Origin of the sequence: Grimontia kaedaensis, from assembly GCF_023746615.1 — a bacterium.
GTDB lineage: Bacteria > Pseudomonadota > Gammaproteobacteria > Enterobacterales > Vibrionaceae > Enterovibrio > Enterovibrio kaedaensis.
Map to the genome: position 1 here is coordinate 3,638,234 of NZ_CP082275.1, position 18,958 is coordinate 3,657,191.

Below are 18,958 nucleotides of genomic sequence, written 5' to 3' on the forward strand. Positions count from 1 at the left end.
CGTACCTTTAAGGGTGAGTCGTTAACTCGCCAAAGTACGCACTGGCGTCATTTTCGCACCAGTGAATGCAAGGATTTCTTCAAGTTCAGTATGAATGGCCTGCTGCAGACGGGATTCCGCCTTCATGCGCTCCATGTCATGGCGCATACGTTCACGCTTTTCGATCTTCTTACGCGCATCGCCGCGTGGCATGTCTTTGACCACATCATACAGCTCGTAAAGTGCTGGGAAGCGCTCTGGGAACTCCACACGCTTCTCTCCCTGCAGGTGGTCCATGATCATGTAAAGGCGGATAGCCGCTTCTGACAGGTCGCACTGCTCTTGCAGTGTCGCCATGGCAATCACATCCACACTCTCAATGATTTTCTCGTTGCGTTGTTTAATCGCGGCGTTCATCGCCTTTTCCTGCATTTTGGTTTGATGGCGAAGTTTCGACAACAACCAGCCTGCATAAACAGCCAAACCGAGAATGATGGCACCACCAAGTGCCACAACACCTATAGGAAGAGTTTCCAACACTTACTCCTGGTCAAATTTGAAGTTTTCAAACTCCGCCAGCAAATCGTCGTCGCCGCGGCGTTTGTTTTTCTTCGGTGCTTCTTCCACTTCAGGCTCGTCCTCTTCGAACAGACCCAATTGCTTCATTAGCACCTCAATGCGATCCAGCTTCTCATCAACATATTGCTGAAGGCCTTCGCCCAAACTGTCACCGTTTTCAATACGGTCGAGAAGCACATTTAGTTGCGCATCATTTTCCAACATTTCCAATTCCTGCTCAGCGCTCAGGCGACGGGCCTTCTTCGCTTCTGCAGATTTTGGATGTGGTTTGGCTTCTACCTCCAACTGGATAGGCTTTTTGCTGCCCAGACGTGGATCGCGCTGCGCTTGCGCCTGACGCTGTTGTGCGGTTTTGCCTTCCGAATGGCGTGAGCCAGACTTCAGACCTTTACGCTTACTCTTACGCTTGCGTGCCAGCGCAGCAATGTCTTCTTTAGTCAGCGACTTATCGCTGTATTGCGCAGGACCTTCAGAGCCAACTTTGCGGGCTTTTTTCTTGCGGGTCATTCGTTTTTCTTCCTCAGTAAAATTACGTCGTTACCAACAAAGTCCACGTCAAGACCATCACGCTCGGCCAAAAAGCGGAACGTTTCGCGACTGAAAAAACTCACGTGGGTTGGGTCATTTTTGTAATGCCAGCTTTTGAAAGCTGGAGCATCAATAACGAGCTTGGTCATAATGGCTAACCAGCCTCCCGGCTTGACCAAGTTCAGCAATTGTCTCCATTCCCTGTGAGGCATATAAAAGTGTTCAATAGCTTCTGTACAGGTCACGAAATCATACGTGGCGTCCAACGCAATGAGGTTAGGCGCAAAATACGGATCGTAAACAGCCATTTGATGTCCGGCTTCTTCCAGCATTGCGGCTAAAGCCGGACCGGGACCACATCCAAAGTCTAAGCCTTGCTTGGCACCCTCACCCATTTTTTCCATAAGCGGTGTCGCGAGACGGCTTAGGAAACGTCGATAGCCTTCATCTTCCACGACATTTTCGTGTTTGTCGTAAACGGCTTTTTCTTCTTCCGGTGACAACAGGCACTCAGGGTCAGCAAAGACCAGGTAGCATTCCTGACAACGGAAGTAACGGCGACGTCTATCCTGCTCGAAATCGGCTATATCAGCAGATTTACATAGAGGGCATTCAAGGGACATGGGGATTTCTGCACCAAATTGAATGGCGGGAAATGTAGCAGAAAGTTGAATAAGAAAAAAGCGACAGGCAAGACCTGTCGCTCTATAGCGTTCTAATGAACGGATTTACCGTTTTTATCCCTAACAGTAACACCACATCCCAGTGAATAAGGGTCCTTCTAAACGCGGGCGTCCTGCCGTTTTTATTTGAGTTATTACTCGCAACGTCCTGTCGTCATCACCGTCCTAGTGTGTGTCCTAACCTTTCTTCCTGAAGGTGGTCCATGCTGAGTGTGAATCCTTCACACTTTTGAATGCCTTCCTGACAACATAACGTCCTGGTGTTCCTGAGGCTTTCCTTAGCCAAAGTCCGTTTGAATCCTTGCCGCAGCCCTGCGAAATCGTCCTGATTGTCCTTTCCGTGTCGTGCTCCTGTCGACATGAATAAGTCTACGCTTTCTCACTTATCAAAACAGGCAATAACTCTCAATTCAAACAACCACCAAATTCACCCAAAAAGTATCTTTATGAAATATAGAAGAAAAAAACAAAAACCAGCAAATATTTAAGCACCTGTCTCTATAAATAATGGTCAATCGCTTACAAGATCATGGGAAAGAATAGAAACTAAAACGAAAAAAGGCAGCGAATGCTGCCTTTTCGACGTGTTATTGCGCAATCTCGCTATTGCACAATCTGTTAGTGCAGACCACCAACATAATTAGAAATGGCTTCGATCTCTTTGTCTGACAGCTTCTGCGCCACAATACGCATCATGCCGTTGAGGTCGTTGTTACGCTTACCGTCACGGAATGCCATCAGCTGTGCTTTCATGTAATCAGCATTCTGGCCGGAAATTTTCGGGAAGCCTGAAAGCGCGGTGCCATTACCTCGAGGGCCGTGACACGCGATACATGCTGCGATACCACGTTCTTGATCACCTGCCATATAAAGCTCCCTACCAATTTCGATAGACGATTCCGGCGTCGAACCCGGCTTAGCTGTTTGTGATGCGTAGTATGCCGCCAAATCTGCCATGTCTTGCTCAGACAGTGCAGCCACCATGCCAGCCATTACGGCATTGTTACGACCTTGTACACCACCAGTCGTCATACCCAGCTTGAACTCTTTGAGCTGTTTAAGAAGGTATTTTTCGTGCTGACCTGCAAGGCTAGGGTTGGCGGGAATGACGCTGTTACCATCCGCACCGTGACAAGCGGCGCAAGTGGCTGATTTTGCTTTACCTGCTTCCGCATCGCCTTGTGCAAAGGCGGTAAAGCTCGCGAATAAAGTGAGTAGTAGCGCTAATCTCTTCATGACATTCCATTTATAATTATCAAGCTTCCAATACCACGATGCCCACGCCATCATGATACAATCATCGAGCAAAAACCGAGCACGGTTATTTTACACAATTTCACATAAAAGTAATCAGTCGACTACATAAAGTCGAGACGGAGTTAACAGTGAATCCTTCACTCAACTATCGAAACACCCACTTTATTACCAGTGCACCAGATATCAGGGCTTTACCTCATGATACTGGCATCGAGATCGCGTTCGCAGGTCGTTCCAATGCTGGTAAATCTAGCTCAATAAACAGGCTTTGTGATCAAAAAAGCTTGGTGAAAACCAGTAAAACGCCGGGTCGCACACAATTAATCAACCTGTTTAAAGTTGATGAGGGATGCCACATTGTTGACTTGCCGGGTTACGGCTACGCGCAAGTTCCGTTGGAAATGAAGCTCAAATGGCAGAAATCTCTGGGCGAATACCTGCAAAAGCGTAACCAGCTAAAAGGGCTAGTGGTGTTGATGGACATCCGCCATCCGCTGAAAGAGCTGGATCAGGATTTGATTTTCTGGGCGGTAGACAGCAACTTGCCGGTGCTGGCGCTGTTGACCAAGTGTGACAAGCTGAAAAGTGGCGCACGCAAAGCAGAACTTTTGAAAGTGCGTGAAGCGGCCAAAGACTTTGGCGGGGATGTAGAAGTTGAGCTTTACTCGTCTTTAAAGGGTATTGGTGTCGATAAACTACGTAAAAAGCTGGATGGTTGGTACGCTCCGGCCCTTGAAATCGCGCAAGAACCAGACCTGCAAGATACTGAAAACGACGACGCTTAATCTGTCAGGACGCTGAAAATAAAGACCCCACCATGTAGGTGGGGTAACGGGAGAGAAATAGGAGGTTTTTTTAGTCGTTATAAGTCTAGTGTCAGTGATTTTCCCCAACCCCGCAAGTTCGCCCCGCCCAAACTATTACCATATTTGCCTCAAAGCGCAGTCATTTTATAGCTACCATATTTCAACCTAATGATTTCTATTCACTTTATTGTTATTCTCAAAACTTATTTTTTAATAAAAAAAATCATCTATATCGCATGGATGACAATCGATAAGATCTTGGAAGTGAATTACAGGATTGATTGGATAAAAAAAACCGAATCGATCGCTCAATTCGGTCAGAAATAACGTGTGAGTCGCCTATCGTAAGTTGGATTGCAGACCACTCTGACACATCAAGAACAAGAAGCAGTGGTCATTATAGCGCCAATGCATTCAAATTAAAGCAATTACTCTAATGAGTGGTAAGAAAATACATACAGACCAAAAAGATAAAGATATAAATAACTGTATTTAAAGTAAATAATGAAGTTATCACAGAGACGAGAAAAGATAGGGAAAGTACAATAAAAAATGCCCCGGCTGACATTTGTCAACCGGGGCTGCTGAATCAGCTAAATCCAATAACGTGAAACAAAAGGTCTGAAAGATAGAACATCTTACCTCTGTACCCTACGCCTCTTACTGTATATCAAATGGCCGATTAAGAAAACCCTTTACGTAGTTTTTTTTCATAAAATTATAAAAATGGACACCTGATGTATTCATATTGTTTCATTCAAGGAATAAAAAAGCCCGCAGTAGCGGGCTTTTTTCGCGTTAAATTTTAAGTATTTGTGCGAGTCAGGTCGGAATCAATCGCCTGATTTAATGCGCCTGATCCCAGTTTTCGCCGCTACCAGACTCAGCGACCAGCGGAACTTCCAGCAGCGCAGCAGATTCCATTAACTTACAAACCTGTTGCTCAATGTCAGAAAGGTGTTCGGTATCTACTTCCAGCACCAATTCATCGTGAACCTGCATGATGAGCGCCACACGCCCCTCAGGTTGGGTTTGAATCCACGCATCCACCAAAATCATCGCACGTTTGATAATGTCAGCCGCGGTTCCTTGCATCGGGGCGTTGATTGCAGCGCGCTCTGCCCCTTTACGGCGCATGGCATTACTGGATTTTATTTCCGGCAGGTGAAGACGGCGGCCAAAGATTGTTTCTACATAGCCCTGCTCCGCCGCCTGCAATCGGGTGGTTTCCATGTATTGGCGCACACCTGGGTAGCGCTCGAAGTAGCGTTCCATGTATTGCTGCGCTTCGCCACGAGGAATACCCAGCTGTTTTGCCAGACCAAACGCACTCATGCCATAGATAAGGCCGAAGTTAATCGCTTTTGCACGGCGACGCATTTCAGAGGTGACGTCACTGATATCAATCCCCATCACCTCTGCAGCAGTCGCCGCATGAATGTCTTTGCCGTGACGGAAAGCGTCAATCAGGGCTTCATCACCCGACAGATGCGCCATGATACGAAGTTCGATTTGCGAGTAGTCGACTGCCAGGATGGTCTTACCTGCCGGTGCGATAAACGCCTGACGGATACGACGCCCTTCTTCATTACGGATTGGAATGTTCTGAAGGTTCGGATCGGTTGATGACAAACGACCCGTTGCCGTGACTGCCTGATGATAAGAAGTGTGCACACGGCCAGTAGCCGGCTTAACCATCTTCGGCAGTTTGTCGGTATAAGTGGATTTCAGCTTCGCCAGTCCGCGGTATTCCAGAATGCGTTTTGGCAGCGGGTAATCCAGCGCCAGCTCCTGAAGCACTTCTTCATTGGTAGAAGGGGTGCCTGATGGTGTCTTCTTCAACACTGGCAGACCCATTTTCTCGAACAGGATCGCCTGAAGCTGCTTGGGTGAACTCAGGTTAAATTCTTCGCCAGCAATCTCATAAGTTTCCTTTTCGAGCTCATCCAAGCGAATCGCAATTTCCTGAGATTGCTTCGCCAGCATTTCCGCACTGATCAACACACCATGGCGCTCAATACGCGAAAGAACTGGCACCAGCGGCATTTCGTACTGCTCGAAAATAACTTTCAGTTTCTCGTCATTGTTGAGCTGTGCCATCAGGGCATTGTGCAAACGCAGGGTGACATCAGCGTCTTCTGCTGCGTAAGGAGACGCCTGATCCATTTCAATCTGATTGAACGTCAGCTGCTTCTTGCCCTTACCGGCAATCTCTTCAAAGCTGATGCACTTATGCTGCAGGTAGCGAAGTGCCAGACTGTCCATGTCATGCTTACCTGCCACGCTGTTGAACACGTAAGATTCCAACATGGTGTCGTAAGCAATGCCGCGCATCGCGATATCGTAACGAGCAAGCACGCTCGCATCGTATTTCAGGTTCTGGCCGACTTTCAGGGCACCAGCGTTTTCGAGCCAGGCTTTCATTTCTTCCAGCACCCAGTCTCGGTCGAGCTGCTTCGGCGCATCCAGATAGTCGTGAGTCAGCGGCAGGTAAGCCGCTTCGCCTTCAGCAACGGCAAAGGAAATCCCCACCAGATTGGCTTCCATGTAGTCTAGGCTATCGGTTTCGGTATCGAAAGCCACGACATTGGTTTTCTTCAGCTTCTCCATCCAGCGCTGGAAGTCTTCTTCTGTCAGGATGGTTTCGTATTGGCCGCGATCAATCGCAGCGGCCTCGAATGTCGCTTCTGCTTTGGCAGACGATTTCGCTGATGAAGCGCCAGAAGCTGCGCGCTCTGCAACAGCATCGACACCTGCGATGCCACTTTGGGCTTCTGCCAGCCAGCGCTTGAAGTTCAGTTCAGTGAAAAGCTCAACCAGCTTTTCGTTATCTGCCGCGCGGTTGATCAGCTCTTCCGGCTTAAACGGCAACTCACAATCAAGCTTGATAGTCGCAAGCTGATAAGAGAGGTAAGCATTCTCTTTATTATCTTCCAGCTTCTTCGCCATGGTTTTTGAGCCACGAAAGCTAAGGTCTGCGATCTTATCAAGGTTGTCATACAGCGCATCGATGCCGCCGATACCAGCGATAAGCGCAGTAGCGGTTTTCTCACCCACACCCGGTACACCCGGGATGTTATCCACTTTATCGCCCATCAGAGCGAGATAGTCGATGATGTGCTCTGGGCCAAAGCCGTATTTGTCATGCACGCCCTGTGGCGTCATGATCACGTTGGTCATGGTGTTGATCAGGGTGACGTTTTCATCCACCAACTGCGCCATGTCTTTATCACCGGTACTGATAAGAATTGGCATCCCTGCTTTGGAACCTTGCACCGCTAATGTGCCGATAACGTCATCCGCTTCAACGCCTTCAATCACAAGCATCGGGAAGCCCATGGCTTCGATGATTTGATGCAGCGGGGCAATTTGGCTGCGCAGATCATCCGGCATTGGCGGCCGGTGCGCTTTGTATTCCGTATACATGTCGTCACGGAAGGTTTTGCCTTTGGCGTCGAAAATCACCGCCACATGAGATTGCGGATACTGTTTCACCAAGCTGCGCAGCATATTCACCACGCCATAAACGGCACCTGTTGGCTCGCCATTGGCATTGGTCAGGTTGGGAGAAGCGTGGTACGCGCGGTAGAGATAAGAAGAGCCGTCGACCAGGATCAACGGGTTATCAGAAGTCGTCGCCATAACGTTATAAGCTAACCGGAAAATGATTGATGGGTAAGGATGCCACGAGTTCCGGAGTCTGTTAACCCGAGATTTCGCTCTTCGGCTCAGGAATGCCAAGGTGATCGCTTTGGATTTACACCATTATTCCTTGCTGTTTAATCGACCCCACCTACCCTGTGTATGAGCCTTATACACAACTCACTCACTGAAATTATCTGTGGATAAGTTTGTTGGTATTTATTTTAAGGTCTTTAGATCAGATTAAAAATATCACGGAGAAAAGATTTTTACCTTTTATTTTTCTGATACTTAACCTTAAGTTATTGATCGTGATCAGGATCGATCGCCGATCATCGACTGTGGAAAAAGAAATTAGTGCCATGATCGAGTTATCCAGAAAAATTTTCTTTTATAGATCTGTAAGGATGTGATCCGGTTAGATTCAAATCCCTACCAGTTTGCTCATAAACTAGCCTAGCATTGATGAGCTGACAGGCTAGGAATAAGCGGTGATTGCCTGTCCCGAATTTATGATGAGGACGCATTTATGAAGAAAGTGGCAGTCATTCTGGCTGGTTGTGGTGTTTACGACGGCGCAGAGATCCATGAGTCCGTTTTATCCCTGCTAGCAATTGAGCAGGCGGGGGCTTCCTGGCATTGTTTCGCGCCGGATGTTGACCAACACCATGTGATTAATCACGCCGCCGGTGAAGAGTCCGGTGAAACACGCAATGTTCTGGTAGAGGCGGCACGCATTGCCCGTGGTGATGTAAAGCCACTTAGTGAACTCAATGTGAATGAGTTTGATGCCCTTCTGCTACCTGGCGGATTTGGCGTGGCTAAGAACCTGAGCACCTTTGCCACCGGCGATGAGGAAATGGAGATCGAGAAAGAAGTGCTTCGCGTGTGTAAGGCGTTTGCCACCGCGGAAAAGCCAGCTGGTTATGTTTGTATATCTCCGGTACTGATCCCGAAAGTATACGGCCCGGGAGCAAAAGGTACGATTGGCAACGACCCACAAACAGCCGCCGCTTTCAATGCCATGGGCGGTGAACACATTGATTGTCCGGTGGATGACTTCGTGCTGGATCAAAGCCGTCGCCTACTCTCAACGCCAGCATACATGCTCGCCACCTCTGTCAGTCAGGCAAATGCGGGGATCGCTAAGCTGGTCAGTAAGCTGGTTGAACTGGCGTAAGCGTTTCGAAAGACCGGAAAGATAGAAAAGAAAAAAGCGACGCTTTTGAGCAAAAGCGTCGCCTGCATCAGGGTCAACTGCACAACATAAGCAGTTTCATGCAAAAACATATACTGGAAGCAATGTGAGCAATGTCGTGTGTCCGAAAGTAAGTTTCCCACTTGCCCTCGAACAAGACAAATAATAATCATTCTCATTACTATTTAGCAAGCAGTATTTTGATTGTTTTTTACCTTCATTCCATAGGTGTGATTTTCTTCACAAAATGAAGGCGATATTGCTCCAATACATCTTTTTTCTCCAGATGCTCAATCTGGTAGTGGTTGTTAAGCAGCAAACACAGCATGCCTGCAAAGCAATTACGAGACTTTATCCTGAGACTGGTATAGCCATGTTTTTTCACCCAACGCTCCTGTGCATGCAGCAATGCCTGTGCAATACCGCGACGACGACCAGCCTTCGTGACACCACCCAGCCAACTATAAAAACACTCGTTATCTAACTGGTAGCCAATTTTGATGCCACAAAGTTCGCCGTCGATATCAGCAACCAATACCAATGATGGTTTATCACCAATACGTTTTTTTAGCGACGCGAGAGTTTCCTGATGGGCAAATTCATCAATTTGGCTGAGCACGTTCACAGCTTCCGCCAACGTGCCTTCTCGAATGATCATGAGGGATTCCTTGAAATAGTCAGCGCCAAGACGCTCGTGATTCGATTATAGCGCTTGAAGATAGGACATAAAAAAGCCGGTCTTTCGACCGGCTCTCTTTCCCTCAATATTCTGCGTTGATTTCTCTGTTAAACCAGTTTGGTTTCAGCCGCTTCATTCACCCGGGTAATGCGGCTGACAATATAGTTCAGCAGCACACCATACATAGGAACGAACAAGCCGAGGCTGATCACCAGTTTAAATGCATAATCGACCAGCGCGATTTCCACCCAGTTCTCCGCCATAAAGGCATCCGGACTGTTGTAGAAAGCAATCGCAAAGAACGCCAAGGTATCAATCGCATTACCAAACAGCGTTGAACAGCTTGGTGCCACCCACCATTGCTTGGTTTTGCGCAGACGGTTGAACACATGGATATCGAGGATTTGTCCCAACAGGTAAGCCATAAAGCTTGCTGCAGCGATACGCGCAACGAAAAGATTAAACTCAGTCAGATGACCCAGTCCCTGATATTCGCCTTGGTAGAAAAGAACCGACAGCACATAGGAGATCAACAACGACGGTACCATGACCGCGAATATGATCCTGCGTGCAAGGCCTGCACCAAAGATGCGAACAGTTAGATCAGTTGCCAGAAAAATGAACGGGAAAGTAAACGCACCCCAAGTGGTGTGAAACCCGAAAACGGTAAATGGCAGCTGAACCAGGTAATTACTGGATGCAATGATAACCAGGTGGAAAACCACCAGGAAGGAAAGGGCTTTGCGCTGTTGCGCGGGCGTAAAAGTGCTCATTGTGAACCTTTTTGTCATTGGGGGTGAGGGAACCCAAATTAAAAACTCACCAGATTCTGTGATCTGGCTCCTAAGAAGGTGGCGAATTATACATCAATTCAGGCGAATGCCAACTGCTGCAAATTGGTCAATTTCTAATGCGACTTAGCCAAGCTGTTTCGACAGCCAGGTATTCAGAAAGGCAAGCTCTTCATCACCCTCTGCGCCCAGCCTTTCCAGCCAAACACTGGCGCTGTAATGCTCGGCTCGTAGCATAAATGGCACACCTTCAAAGTCGATAAGCCAGCTCAGTAAATCCGCGTCGGTTTGTTTTTCCGTGACCTTAGCGTCAATCAGTTGGCAAAACGCGATCAGATGTTGCTCGGCATTATCAAAATCCAGCGCATCTGTAGCCAGCACCAGCCGACCTGCTTCGCTGTCATGGTGGGAAAGACGGAAAGTAGGGTTATCCATAACTCGGCTCGTCGTCATTAAGGGTGATATGGTCTTCAATCACATCGAGGAATACGTTGCCGTATTTTTCGAGCTTGCGCTGACCGACACCATTCACTGCTAACAGCTCACCTTGCGAGGTTGGGATCATCTCTGCCATCTCAATCAAGGTGGCATCGTTGAAGACCACGTATGGTGGAATGTCTTCTTCATCCGCAATCGCTTTACGGAGCTTACGGAGCTTGGCAAACAGCTTCTTGTCGTAGTTACGCTTACCAAGCTTGTCAGCTTTGCTACGTGGCGACAGACCTAATCTCGGCACTGCAAGTTCTAGCGCAATTTCCCCGCGAAGCAACGGACGCGCCTCTTCGGTCAATTGCAGCACAGAGCTTCGGGCGATATTCTGCACCAGATAACCACGGTGGATAAGCTGACGGAAAATGCTGACCCAGTATTCATGGCTGAACTCTTTCCCCAGACCATAGGTGCTGAGCTTATCGTGTCCATATTCCTTGATACGCTGACTCTGCATCCCACGCAGCACTTCGACTGTGTAGCCCACACCGAAATTCTGGTTCACGCGGTACACGCAGGACAGCGCCTTTTGCGCTTGTTCAGTACCATCAAACAGCGTCGGCGGGTCAAGGCAGACATCGCAGTTGCCGCAAGGTTTCTCGCGATACTCACCAAAGTAGTTCAGCAGCACCAGACGGCGACATGTCAGCGCTTCGGCAAATGCGCCCATGGCATTGAGCTTGTGGCTTTCCACCAGCTTTTGCGGACCATCCGGTTTTTCTTCAAGGCAGCGGTGCAGCCAGCCAATGTCTGACGGGTCATAAAACATCACTGCTTCTGCAGGCAGGCCATCACGTCCGGCGCGGCCGGTCTCCTGATAGTAGGATTCGATATTGCGCGGTATATCGTAGTGCACCACAAAACGCACATTGGGTTTGTTGATGCCCATGCCGAAAGCCACTGTCGCGACGACTATCTGCACATCATCACGCTGGAACGCTTCCTGTACCCAGGCACGTTGCTCGTTCGTCATGCCAGCATGGTAAGCCGCAGCGCGGATATTACTGCCAATCAGCTTTTCTGCCACCTGCTCGACACGTTTACGGCTGTTGCAGTAAACAATGCCGCCCTGACCGGACTGGGTTGCCAGAAACTGGGTCAATTGCGCCAGAGGCTTGTGCTTTTCCACTAAGGTGTAGCGGATATTCGGGCGGTCAAAACTGCCAAGATAAATGTGCGGGTCATTGAGGGCCAGACGCTGGCAGATATCCTGACGCGTGGTGTCATCTGCCGTTGCGGTCAGCGCCATCACAGGAACATCAAGGAAATGCTGCTTCAGGCTGCCAAGTTGGGCGTACTCAGGGCGAAAGTCGTGTCCCCACTGACTAATACAGTGTGCTTCATCGACCGCAATCAGGCCAAGGTTTACAGACTGCAGGCGCTCGATGAAATCACGCATCAGAATGCGCTCTGGTGATACATACAACAGCTTGAGCGAGCCATTGCGCAGCGATTGCCACGTGGCCGATTGCTCATCTGGATTCATCGAAGAATTAAGACATGCTGCTTGCACGCCGTTTGCCAGCAATTGGTCAACCTGATCTTTCATCAAGGAGATCAGCGGTGAGATCACGATGGTGAGGCCATCACGCACCAAGGCAGGGATTTGATAACAGAGACTCTTGCCACCGCCTGTTGGCATGATCACCAATGAGTCACGTCCACCAACTGCGGCATCGATAATTTCTTTCTGACCGTCGCGGTAACTGTGATAGCCGAACACTTCCTGCAGAACAGTTTCGTCGTGCGCCAGTGGTGGTGTCATTTCGGCCGAATCGGTAACGGTCATAGAGCCTCTCATCATTTAATAGCCGCTCATTCTAAACGCAGCGGAGCATGGATAAAAGGTCAACGACGACGAACTGTCAGTTCAATTTTTCTCAACAGAAAAGGTGTGCTTCAAAAAGGGAAGTCCATATACTGGCCAAAGCAGCAAAAACTTTTACAAAAGAAGCGTCATCAGGCTTTCTTTCAGTCTGTTACCCTTTAACTCATTATTTTTCGCTGCATGCACCGCCATCAGGCGGTTTTTGCTCTTTAGCGTTTTTAGATGTAGAGATTTCGCAGTGAATGATGCGCAACAAACCCGCCGCGGCGTGATGCTGGCGCTGGGCGCTTACACCATGTGGGGCGTCGCTCCGCTTTACTTTAAGGCTCTAACCGATGTGCCACCGATGGAAGTGTTGGTGCACCGCGTGATTTGGTCTTTCTTCTTCCTAGCTCTCATCCTTCATGCCAGCGGTGGCCTTGCGCGCGTCAAATTGCTGTTGAAAGACAAAAAGCGTCTTGGCGTTCTGACCATTACCGCCATAGTGATCGCTGCTAACTGGCTGATTTTTATCTGGGCGGTCAAAAACGACCTGATGCTCGATGCCAGTCTTGGCTACTACATCAACCCGCTTATCAATGTGGTGCTTGGTATGGTCTTCCTTGGTGAGCGTTTCAGAAAGCTACAATGGGTTGCCGTAATCTTGGCATTTCTCGGTGTGGCTATTCAAGTCATCACCTTTGGCTCACTGCCTTGGGTCGCACTGGTGCTGGCATGCAGCTTTGGCTGTTACGGTCTGCTGCGTAAGAAGATTAACGTTGATGCTGCTACCGGGCTTTTCATAGAAACTCTGGTGCTGATGCCAATGTCGCTGATTTATATTTTGTTTATCGCCAGCAGTAGCACCTCGGACATGATGCAAAACAGTTGGGGATTGAACCTCCTCCTGATCGCTGCCGGTGTGGTGACAACACTGCCACTGCTTTGCTTTAACGGCGCGGCGACGAAATTACGTCTCTCGACGCTGGGCTTTTTCCAGTACATAGGCCCAACCATCATGTTTATGCTGGCCGTTGGTCTCTACAACGAACCTTTCACGGCAGATAAAGCAACCACTTTTGCTTTTATCTGGACCGCTTTGGCGATCTTTACTTTCGATGCTGTCAGAAAACGTAACAAGCAGCGAGCGAGTCGCTAAACACTAAAAATGGCACCTTGGGGTGCCGTTTTTTCTTCCTCAAAAACCTCACGCTATCTTGCTGCTATTGCGGGAAAAATCAGGCTAACTGCCTCGATAATCCGACACTCTTCTCTTCCTTTTGCGGACTATACTCAAAGTCCAACTTTTGGGCGTTAAAAGGAATTACAATGAAACAACACCCTACCCCTTTTATTTCCGCGCTGGCACTCAGCCTTGCACTCGCTTTTCCTGTGTCCGCCACCACCAAGGGTGAAGCCGCTGACGCCGTTGCACCGGAGCTTGCGACCGGTAGCGTGATGCGTAAAGCCGTAAAAGGTAAAGAGTGGATGGTGGCCTCTGCCAACCCCCATGCCAGTAAAGCCGGTGAAGCCATGCTGCGTGCGGGCGGTAATGCCATTGACGCCATGGTCGCAGTCCAAACGGTTTTGGGGTTGGTCGAGCCGCAAAGCTCAGGCATTGGAGGCGGCGCACTGCTGGTGTATTGGGATAGTGATGCACAGGCACTCACCACGTTTGATGGACGCGAAACCGCACCAAAAGACGCCACTCCGACCCTGTTCCAAAATAAAAATGGCGAGCCGCTGAAGTTCTATGATGCTGTGGTCGGTGGGCGCTCTGTGGGCACGCCGGGCACCCTACGCCTGATGCACGATACTCACGCCAAATTCGGAAATCTTTCATGGCGCACAGTACTGACGCCGGCCATTGAACTGGCAGAAAGTGGCTTTGAAGTCTCACCCCGTTTAGCGGGTCTGATTGAGCGCGATACCGATCGACTGCGCCGTTACCCATACACCTACCAGTATTTCTTTGACGACAATGGTAATCCGCTTACTGTCGGTCACCGTCTGGTGAATCAGGAATATGCCAATACATTAAAACTGGTTGCTGAAGACATTGATAACTTCTACGAAGGTGAGATTGCCGCCGACATCGTGGCGACAGTGCAAAATGCCGCAGGCAATCCAGGCATTCTGAGCAAAGACGATCTGAAAGATTACCGCATTGTGGAGCGTAAACCTGTCTGCGCGCCTTACCACCAGTACCGTATTTGTGGCATGGGGCCGCCAACTTCAGGTGGTATCACGGTAGGACAAATTCTGGGGGTTCTGAGCCATTTTCCTATGAAGTCACTGGGTAAAGATAATCCTGAAAGCTGGCGCTTGATTGGTGATGCCTCACGGATGGCGTTTGCAGACCGTGGCCGCTACATTGCCGACAGCGATTTTGTGCCGGTTCCAACAGAAGGCCTGCTGGCTCCGGAATACCTCAAAGCCCGCGCGGAAATAATCCCAGCGGAAGGTGCAATGAAAGAAGTTAGCCCGGGTGAGCCCAAGTTCAGCCACGCTAGCGTTGCACCAAAACTTGCCGATGACGAGTCTATTGAGTTGCCTTCCACCAGCCATTTCTCAATTGTGGATAAAGATGGCAACATCGTTTCCATCACCACCACCATCGAGAACGGCTTTGGCTCACGCCTGATGACACGAGGCTTCTTGCTCAACAACGAGCTCACAGACTTCTCGTTCAAAACCCACGCTAACGGGTATCCGATTGCCAACCGTGTTGAGCCGGGCAAACGTCCCCGCTCATCCATGTCGCCAACTATCGTGATGCGCGATGGCAAACCATACATGGCAGTTGGTTCACCTGGCGGTAGCCGCATTATCGGTTATGTAGCAAAAACCCTTGTCGCGCACCTCGATTGGGGACTCGACATTCAGTCAGCCATCGACCTGCCTCACCTTGTAAACCGTTTCGGCACCTATGATCTTGAAGCCGGGACGGACGCAGAAAGTTTCAAGCCCGCGCTTGAAGCAATGGGATATGAAGTCAATATTCGTGACTTAACCTCGGGTATACACGGTATTGTTATCGATAGCAGCACCTTGGTAGGCGGAGCTGACCCAAGGCGCGAAGGTTTAGTTGTGGCGGAATAACGTCAGGAGCAAAAGAATGTTGCGTAGAGTGAATATGATTGCGCTGTGTACCCTTATGGGCACAGCGAGTATCCCAGCACAGGCGACCGACTTGGGTAGCCTGCTTGGCAGTGCCGAGAAAGAAGCGTCGAACCTGTTGGAAGGCGTGAGCAGCGAAACAGCCAGCAACCCGCTGACTGAGCTGCTTTCCACTGATCTGGGTGTTGACGACAAGCAAGCTGCAGGCGGTGCTGGTGCACTGCTGGCAATGGCTTACGAGACACTGGGTGAAAGCCAAAGCAGTGAACTTCTGAAAATGGTACCGGGTATGGATTCACTGACCAGCATGATCCCTGGTGATTTGGGCAGCAACCTGTCGAATATGGAGTCAGTAGACAAAGTGTTCAACATGTTGGGAATGGACTCAGGTATGGTGCAGAAATTCGCACCTGTCATTTTAAAGCACCTGACAGGCGCTGGCGCGAGTGAATCACTCATCAGCGATCTGGCAAGTGCCTGGGGTACACCCGCTTAATCCAATATATCGACATGCCAAAAAAGAAAGGGTGGCTCCATGCCACCCTTTCTTTTTTAAAAAACCGAATCACATCGCTTCAAGCTTGGCGTATTGGGTAACCAACCATTTGATACCCTCCCCGTTAAACGCCACCTGTACACGACTCTGCTGACCACTACCTTCAAAGTTGATGATGGTGCCTTCACCGAATTTCGGGTGCTGCACTCGCTGGCCAAGCGAGAACCCGGTCTGGTTAAAGTTCTCTTGGGTCTGGGTTTGCGAGAAACGCCCGGATGCTGCGGCTGGACGCGACACTTTCGCGCGCATTCGCACTTCTTCCAGGCAATCTTCAGGCAGTTCGCGGATAAATCGCGACGCCTTATGGAACATGTCTTTGCCGTAAACACGGCGCATTTCCGCGTGGGTGATGTAGAGCTTTTTCATCGCACGGGTCATGCCGACATAACAAAGGCGACGCTCTTCTTCCAAACGTCCGGCTTCTTCCGCCGACATCTGGCTTGGGAACATGCCTTCTTCAACACCCACCATGAACACCATGGGAAACTCAAGGCCTTTGGCACTGTGCAATGTCATTAGCTGTGCCGCATCGTCAAACTCATCAGCCTGACCTTCACCAGCTTCAAGCGCGGCATGAGAGAGGAACGCCGACAGTGGCGACATTTCTTCCTGCACCTCTTCCGGCACTTCAAACTGACGGGTAGCTGTGACCAGTTCTTCAAGGTTATCAATGCGCGCTTGCGCTTTTTCACCTTTCTCTGCTTCGTACATAGCGCGAAGGCCGGAGTGCTGGATCACGTAGTCCGTTTGCTGGAAAAGCGCCATTTCGCGGGTGTCATCTTCCAGCGCATTCACCAGCTCGACAAAACGGCGCAAAGAGTTTGCAGCGCGGCCTGCCAGCACCTGCTCTTCAAGCAGCTGGTTACTCGCTTCCCACATGGTTGCTCCGCGATCACGCGCAGCAAGACGGATGGTTTCGAGGGTGCGATCGCCAAGACCACGTGCTGGCGTATTCACCACGCGTTCGAAAGCCGCATCATCAAAACGGTTACCAATCATGCGAAGGTACGCCAGCGCATCTTTGATTTCCTGACGTTCGAAGAATCGCATACCACCGTAAATGCGGTACGGCAGACCTGCCTGAATCAAGGCCTCTTCAAGCACACGGGATTGGGCGTTGTTTCGGTATAAAATCGCAGTGTCATTCAGCGCGCCGCCTTCGTCTTGCCAGGCTTTGATTTTGCCCACTACGAAGCGGGCTTCATCTAACTCGTTAAACGCACTGTATACAGAAATTAATTCACCTTCCTGACCTTCCGTCCACAGGCTCTTTCCCATGCGCTCGGCATTGTTTTCAATCAGGTGGTTAGACGCTTTCAGGATGTTGCCGGTCGAGCGGTAATTCTGCTCAAGACGGATGGTTTCAGCGCCAGGGAAGTCCTGCAGGAAGCGAGAGATGTTCTCGATTTTCGCACCGCGCCAACCATAGATGGACTGGTCGTCATCACCTACGATCATCACTTTGGCACTGTTGCCCGCCATCATACGCAGCCAAGCATATTGGATGTTGTTGGTATCCTGGAACTCATCCACCAGAATGTGCTGGAAACGCGCTTGATAGTGCTCACGGATATGTTCTTTATCACGCAGCAGCTCGTGGCAACGCAGCAGCAATTCCGCAAAATCCACCAAACCTGCACGGTCACAGGCTTCCTGATAAGCAGCGTAAACACGCAGCCAGGTTTTCTCTACCGGATCAAACTGGGCATCGATGTGATGCGGGCGCAGGCCCTCGTCTTTCTTGGCGTTGATGTACCAAGACGCCTGACGCGCAGGCCAATGTTTTTCATCCAGATTCTGCGCTTTGATCAGGCGGCGAAGCAGACGCTGTTGATCGTCTGAGTCCAGGATCTGAAAGTCCTGCGGCAGGTTTGCATCCAGATGGTGGGCACGGAGAATACGGTGACACAAACCGTGGAAAGTGCCGCACCAAAGACCGGAAGCCGTGCCCTGCATCAACTGCTCAATACGCCCGCGCATTTCTGCAGCGGCTTTGTTGGTAAAAGTTACCGCCATCACCGAAAACGGCGAAGCATATTCAACCTGCATTAACCAGGCAATACGATGAACCAGCACACGTGTTTTACCACTGCCTGCGCCCGCCAGAACAAGATAGTTGCCAAGCTGAGCAGCCACTGCCTCGCGTTGTTTGTCATTCAGACCGTCAATCAGGTGGGATACGTCCATCGTTCATTCACTGGTTATTTATACACTGGTTGACGATTATACCCATAAACCGTCGTGAGTTGCAGATCTGCTTATCGCACTGCGCTTGTTTTTGAATCTGTAACGGCTTCTGCCTCTTTCTCACTTCATGAATAGCTTTCACGTCTGCCGTTTCAAGACAAAAAACACCCAAAAATTAAAACCAATAAAATCAGATTCATAAGTACATCTTTACCTATTTAAAGAAAAATAAGCTTAAAAAAAACCGTAATAACGAAAGTTTTTATGCCAGAGACCTATCCTTTTGGAAGAGCACTGAATAACCAACAGTGCCATCAGGGGCTCCCTGAATAACGTATTGATTATCTTGATGACAAAAGTCTGTAAAGAGAGGAACCATCATGAAAAAGACCAATTTTGCTGTCGCTGCTGCTGTTACTAGTCTTCTTGCTGTAGGTGCAACTACCCTGACAGCTGCTCCCGCTCAAGCAGCAGAGAAAGAAAAATGCTATGGCGTGGTGAAAGCCGGTAAAAACGACTGTGCAACGAACAACAGCTCTTGTGCGGGTACATCTACCAAAGACTCACAAACTGACGCATTCGTTGTCGTACCAAAAGGTCTGTGTGAGCGTCTGGTTGGCGGTTCAACCACTTCGTCTTAATTGGCATTGAAGGGTC

At 49.5% G+C, this 18,958-nt stretch carries 17 protein-coding genes; 6 read left to right on the forward strand and 11 right to left on the reverse strand.

The window, feature by feature from the left end; all coding sequences use genetic code 11:
• Positions 1-21: 21 nt before the first annotated feature.
• The 4 genes from K6Q96_RS16315 to K6Q96_RS16330 all read right to left on the reverse strand — a co-directional run bounded on the left by K6Q96_RS16315 (position 22) and on the right by K6Q96_RS16330 (position 3,005).
• Positions 22-519 carry a DUF2489 domain-containing protein gene (locus K6Q96_RS16315; RefSeq protein ID WP_062708698.1) on the reverse strand — a complete coding sequence of 166 codons (498 nt, stop codon included), beginning with the start codon at positions 517-519 and terminating at the stop codon, positions 22-24.
• Positions 520-1,065 carry a Der GTPase-activating protein YihI gene (yihI, locus tag K6Q96_RS16320; protein ID WP_251876855.1) on the reverse strand — a complete coding sequence of 182 codons (546 nt, stop codon included), beginning with the start codon at positions 1,063-1,065 and terminating at the stop codon, positions 520-522.
• Positions 1,062-1,709, reverse strand: a complete 648-nt coding sequence (locus tag K6Q96_RS16325) for a class I SAM-dependent methyltransferase (protein ID WP_251876856.1) — start codon at positions 1,707-1,709, stop codon at positions 1,062-1,064. Before K6Q96_RS16325 ends, yihI begins: the two co-directional genes overlap by 4 nt.
• A gap of 678 nt (positions 1,710-2,387) precedes the next feature.
• Positions 2,388-3,005, reverse strand: a complete 618-nt coding sequence (locus K6Q96_RS16330) for a c-type cytochrome (protein ID WP_251876857.1) — start codon at positions 3,003-3,005, stop codon at positions 2,388-2,390.
• Positions 3,006-3,154: 149 nt separating this feature from the next.
• On the opposite strand from K6Q96_RS16330, the gene yihA reads away from it, so the two are divergent.
• On the forward strand, positions 3,155-3,811 hold the full coding sequence (gene yihA / locus K6Q96_RS16335) for a ribosome biogenesis GTP-binding protein YihA/YsxC (protein ID WP_251876858.1): 657 nt from the start codon (positions 3,155-3,157) through the stop codon (positions 3,809-3,811).
• Between the two features lie 610 nt (positions 3,812-4,421).
• Here yihA and spfP read toward each other — a convergent pair.
• A complete protein-coding gene (gene spfP, locus K6Q96_RS25050; RefSeq protein WP_438356882.1) occupies positions 4,422-4,469 on the reverse strand; it encodes a small protein SpfP in 48 nt (15 codons plus the stop codon).
• 209 nt (positions 4,470-4,678) lie between these two features.
• Entirely contained in the window at positions 4,679-7,474 is a 2,796-nt protein-coding gene (polA, locus tag K6Q96_RS16340) for a DNA polymerase I (RefSeq protein ID WP_251876859.1), read from the reverse strand.
• Positions 7,475-8,003: 529 nt separating this feature from the next.
• Here polA and elbB point away from each other — a divergent pair.
• A complete protein-coding gene (gene elbB / locus K6Q96_RS16345) occupies positions 8,004-8,654 on the forward strand; it encodes an isoprenoid biosynthesis glyoxalase ElbB (protein ID WP_251876860.1) in 651 nt (216 codons plus the stop codon).
• A 235-nt stretch (positions 8,655-8,889) separates the two neighbouring features.
• Here elbB and K6Q96_RS16350 read toward each other — a convergent pair whose 3' ends face one another.
• From K6Q96_RS16350 to recQ, 4 genes are all read right to left on the reverse strand, one after another.
• Entirely contained in the window at positions 8,890-9,330 is a 441-nt protein-coding gene (locus K6Q96_RS16350) for a GNAT family N-acetyltransferase (RefSeq protein ID WP_251876861.1), read from the reverse strand.
• Positions 9,331-9,458: 128 nt separating this feature from the next.
• The gene (locus tag K6Q96_RS16355) at positions 9,459-10,124 is read right to left on the reverse strand and encodes a 7-cyano-7-deazaguanine/7-aminomethyl-7-deazaguanine transporter (RefSeq protein ID WP_251876862.1); all 666 of its coding nucleotides are present in this window, start codon (positions 10,122-10,124) and stop codon (positions 9,459-9,461) included.
• A 144-nt stretch (positions 10,125-10,268) separates the two neighbouring features.
• Positions 10,269-10,577 carry a DUF3630 family protein gene (locus K6Q96_RS16360; RefSeq protein WP_251876863.1) on the reverse strand — a complete coding sequence of 103 codons (309 nt, stop codon included), beginning with the start codon at positions 10,575-10,577 and terminating at the stop codon, positions 10,269-10,271.
• The gene (recQ, locus tag K6Q96_RS16365; protein ID WP_251876864.1) at positions 10,570-12,420 is read right to left on the reverse strand and encodes an ATP-dependent DNA helicase RecQ; all 1,851 of its coding nucleotides are present in this window, start codon (positions 12,418-12,420) and stop codon (positions 10,570-10,572) included. The genes K6Q96_RS16360 and recQ overlap by 8 nt, the downstream gene beginning before the upstream one ends.
• Before the next feature lie 277 nt (positions 12,421-12,697).
• On the opposite strand from recQ, the gene rarD reads away from it, so the two are divergent.
• The 3 genes from rarD to K6Q96_RS16380 all read left to right on the forward strand — a co-directional run bounded on the left by rarD (position 12,698) and on the right by K6Q96_RS16380 (position 16,054).
• Positions 12,698-13,597, forward strand: coding sequence for an EamA family transporter RarD (rarD, locus tag K6Q96_RS16370; RefSeq protein WP_251876865.1), 900 nt, complete (start codon positions 12,698-12,700; stop codon positions 13,595-13,597).
• 170 nt (positions 13,598-13,767) lie between these two features.
• Positions 13,768-15,540 carry a gamma-glutamyltransferase gene (ggt, locus tag K6Q96_RS16375; protein ID WP_251876866.1) on the forward strand — a complete coding sequence of 591 codons (1,773 nt, stop codon included), beginning with the start codon at positions 13,768-13,770 and terminating at the stop codon, positions 15,538-15,540.
• A gap of 16 nt (positions 15,541-15,556) precedes the next feature.
• Positions 15,557-16,054, forward strand: a complete 498-nt coding sequence (locus tag K6Q96_RS16380) for a DUF2780 domain-containing protein (RefSeq protein ID WP_251876867.1) — start codon at positions 15,557-15,559, stop codon at positions 16,052-16,054.
• Between the two features lie 69 nt (positions 16,055-16,123).
• Here K6Q96_RS16380 and uvrD read toward each other — a convergent pair whose 3' ends face one another.
• Positions 16,124-18,301, reverse strand: coding sequence for a DNA helicase II (uvrD, locus tag K6Q96_RS16385; RefSeq protein WP_251876868.1), 2,178 nt, complete (start codon positions 18,299-18,301; stop codon positions 16,124-16,126).
• A gap of 380 nt (positions 18,302-18,681) precedes the next feature.
• On the opposite strand from uvrD, the gene K6Q96_RS16390 reads away from it, so the two are divergent.
• Complete coding sequence (locus K6Q96_RS16390) at positions 18,682-18,942, forward strand: BufA1 family periplasmic bufferin-type metallophore (protein WP_062667406.1); 261 nt, start codon at positions 18,682-18,684, stop codon at positions 18,940-18,942.
• Positions 18,943-18,958 lie beyond the last annotated feature (16 nt).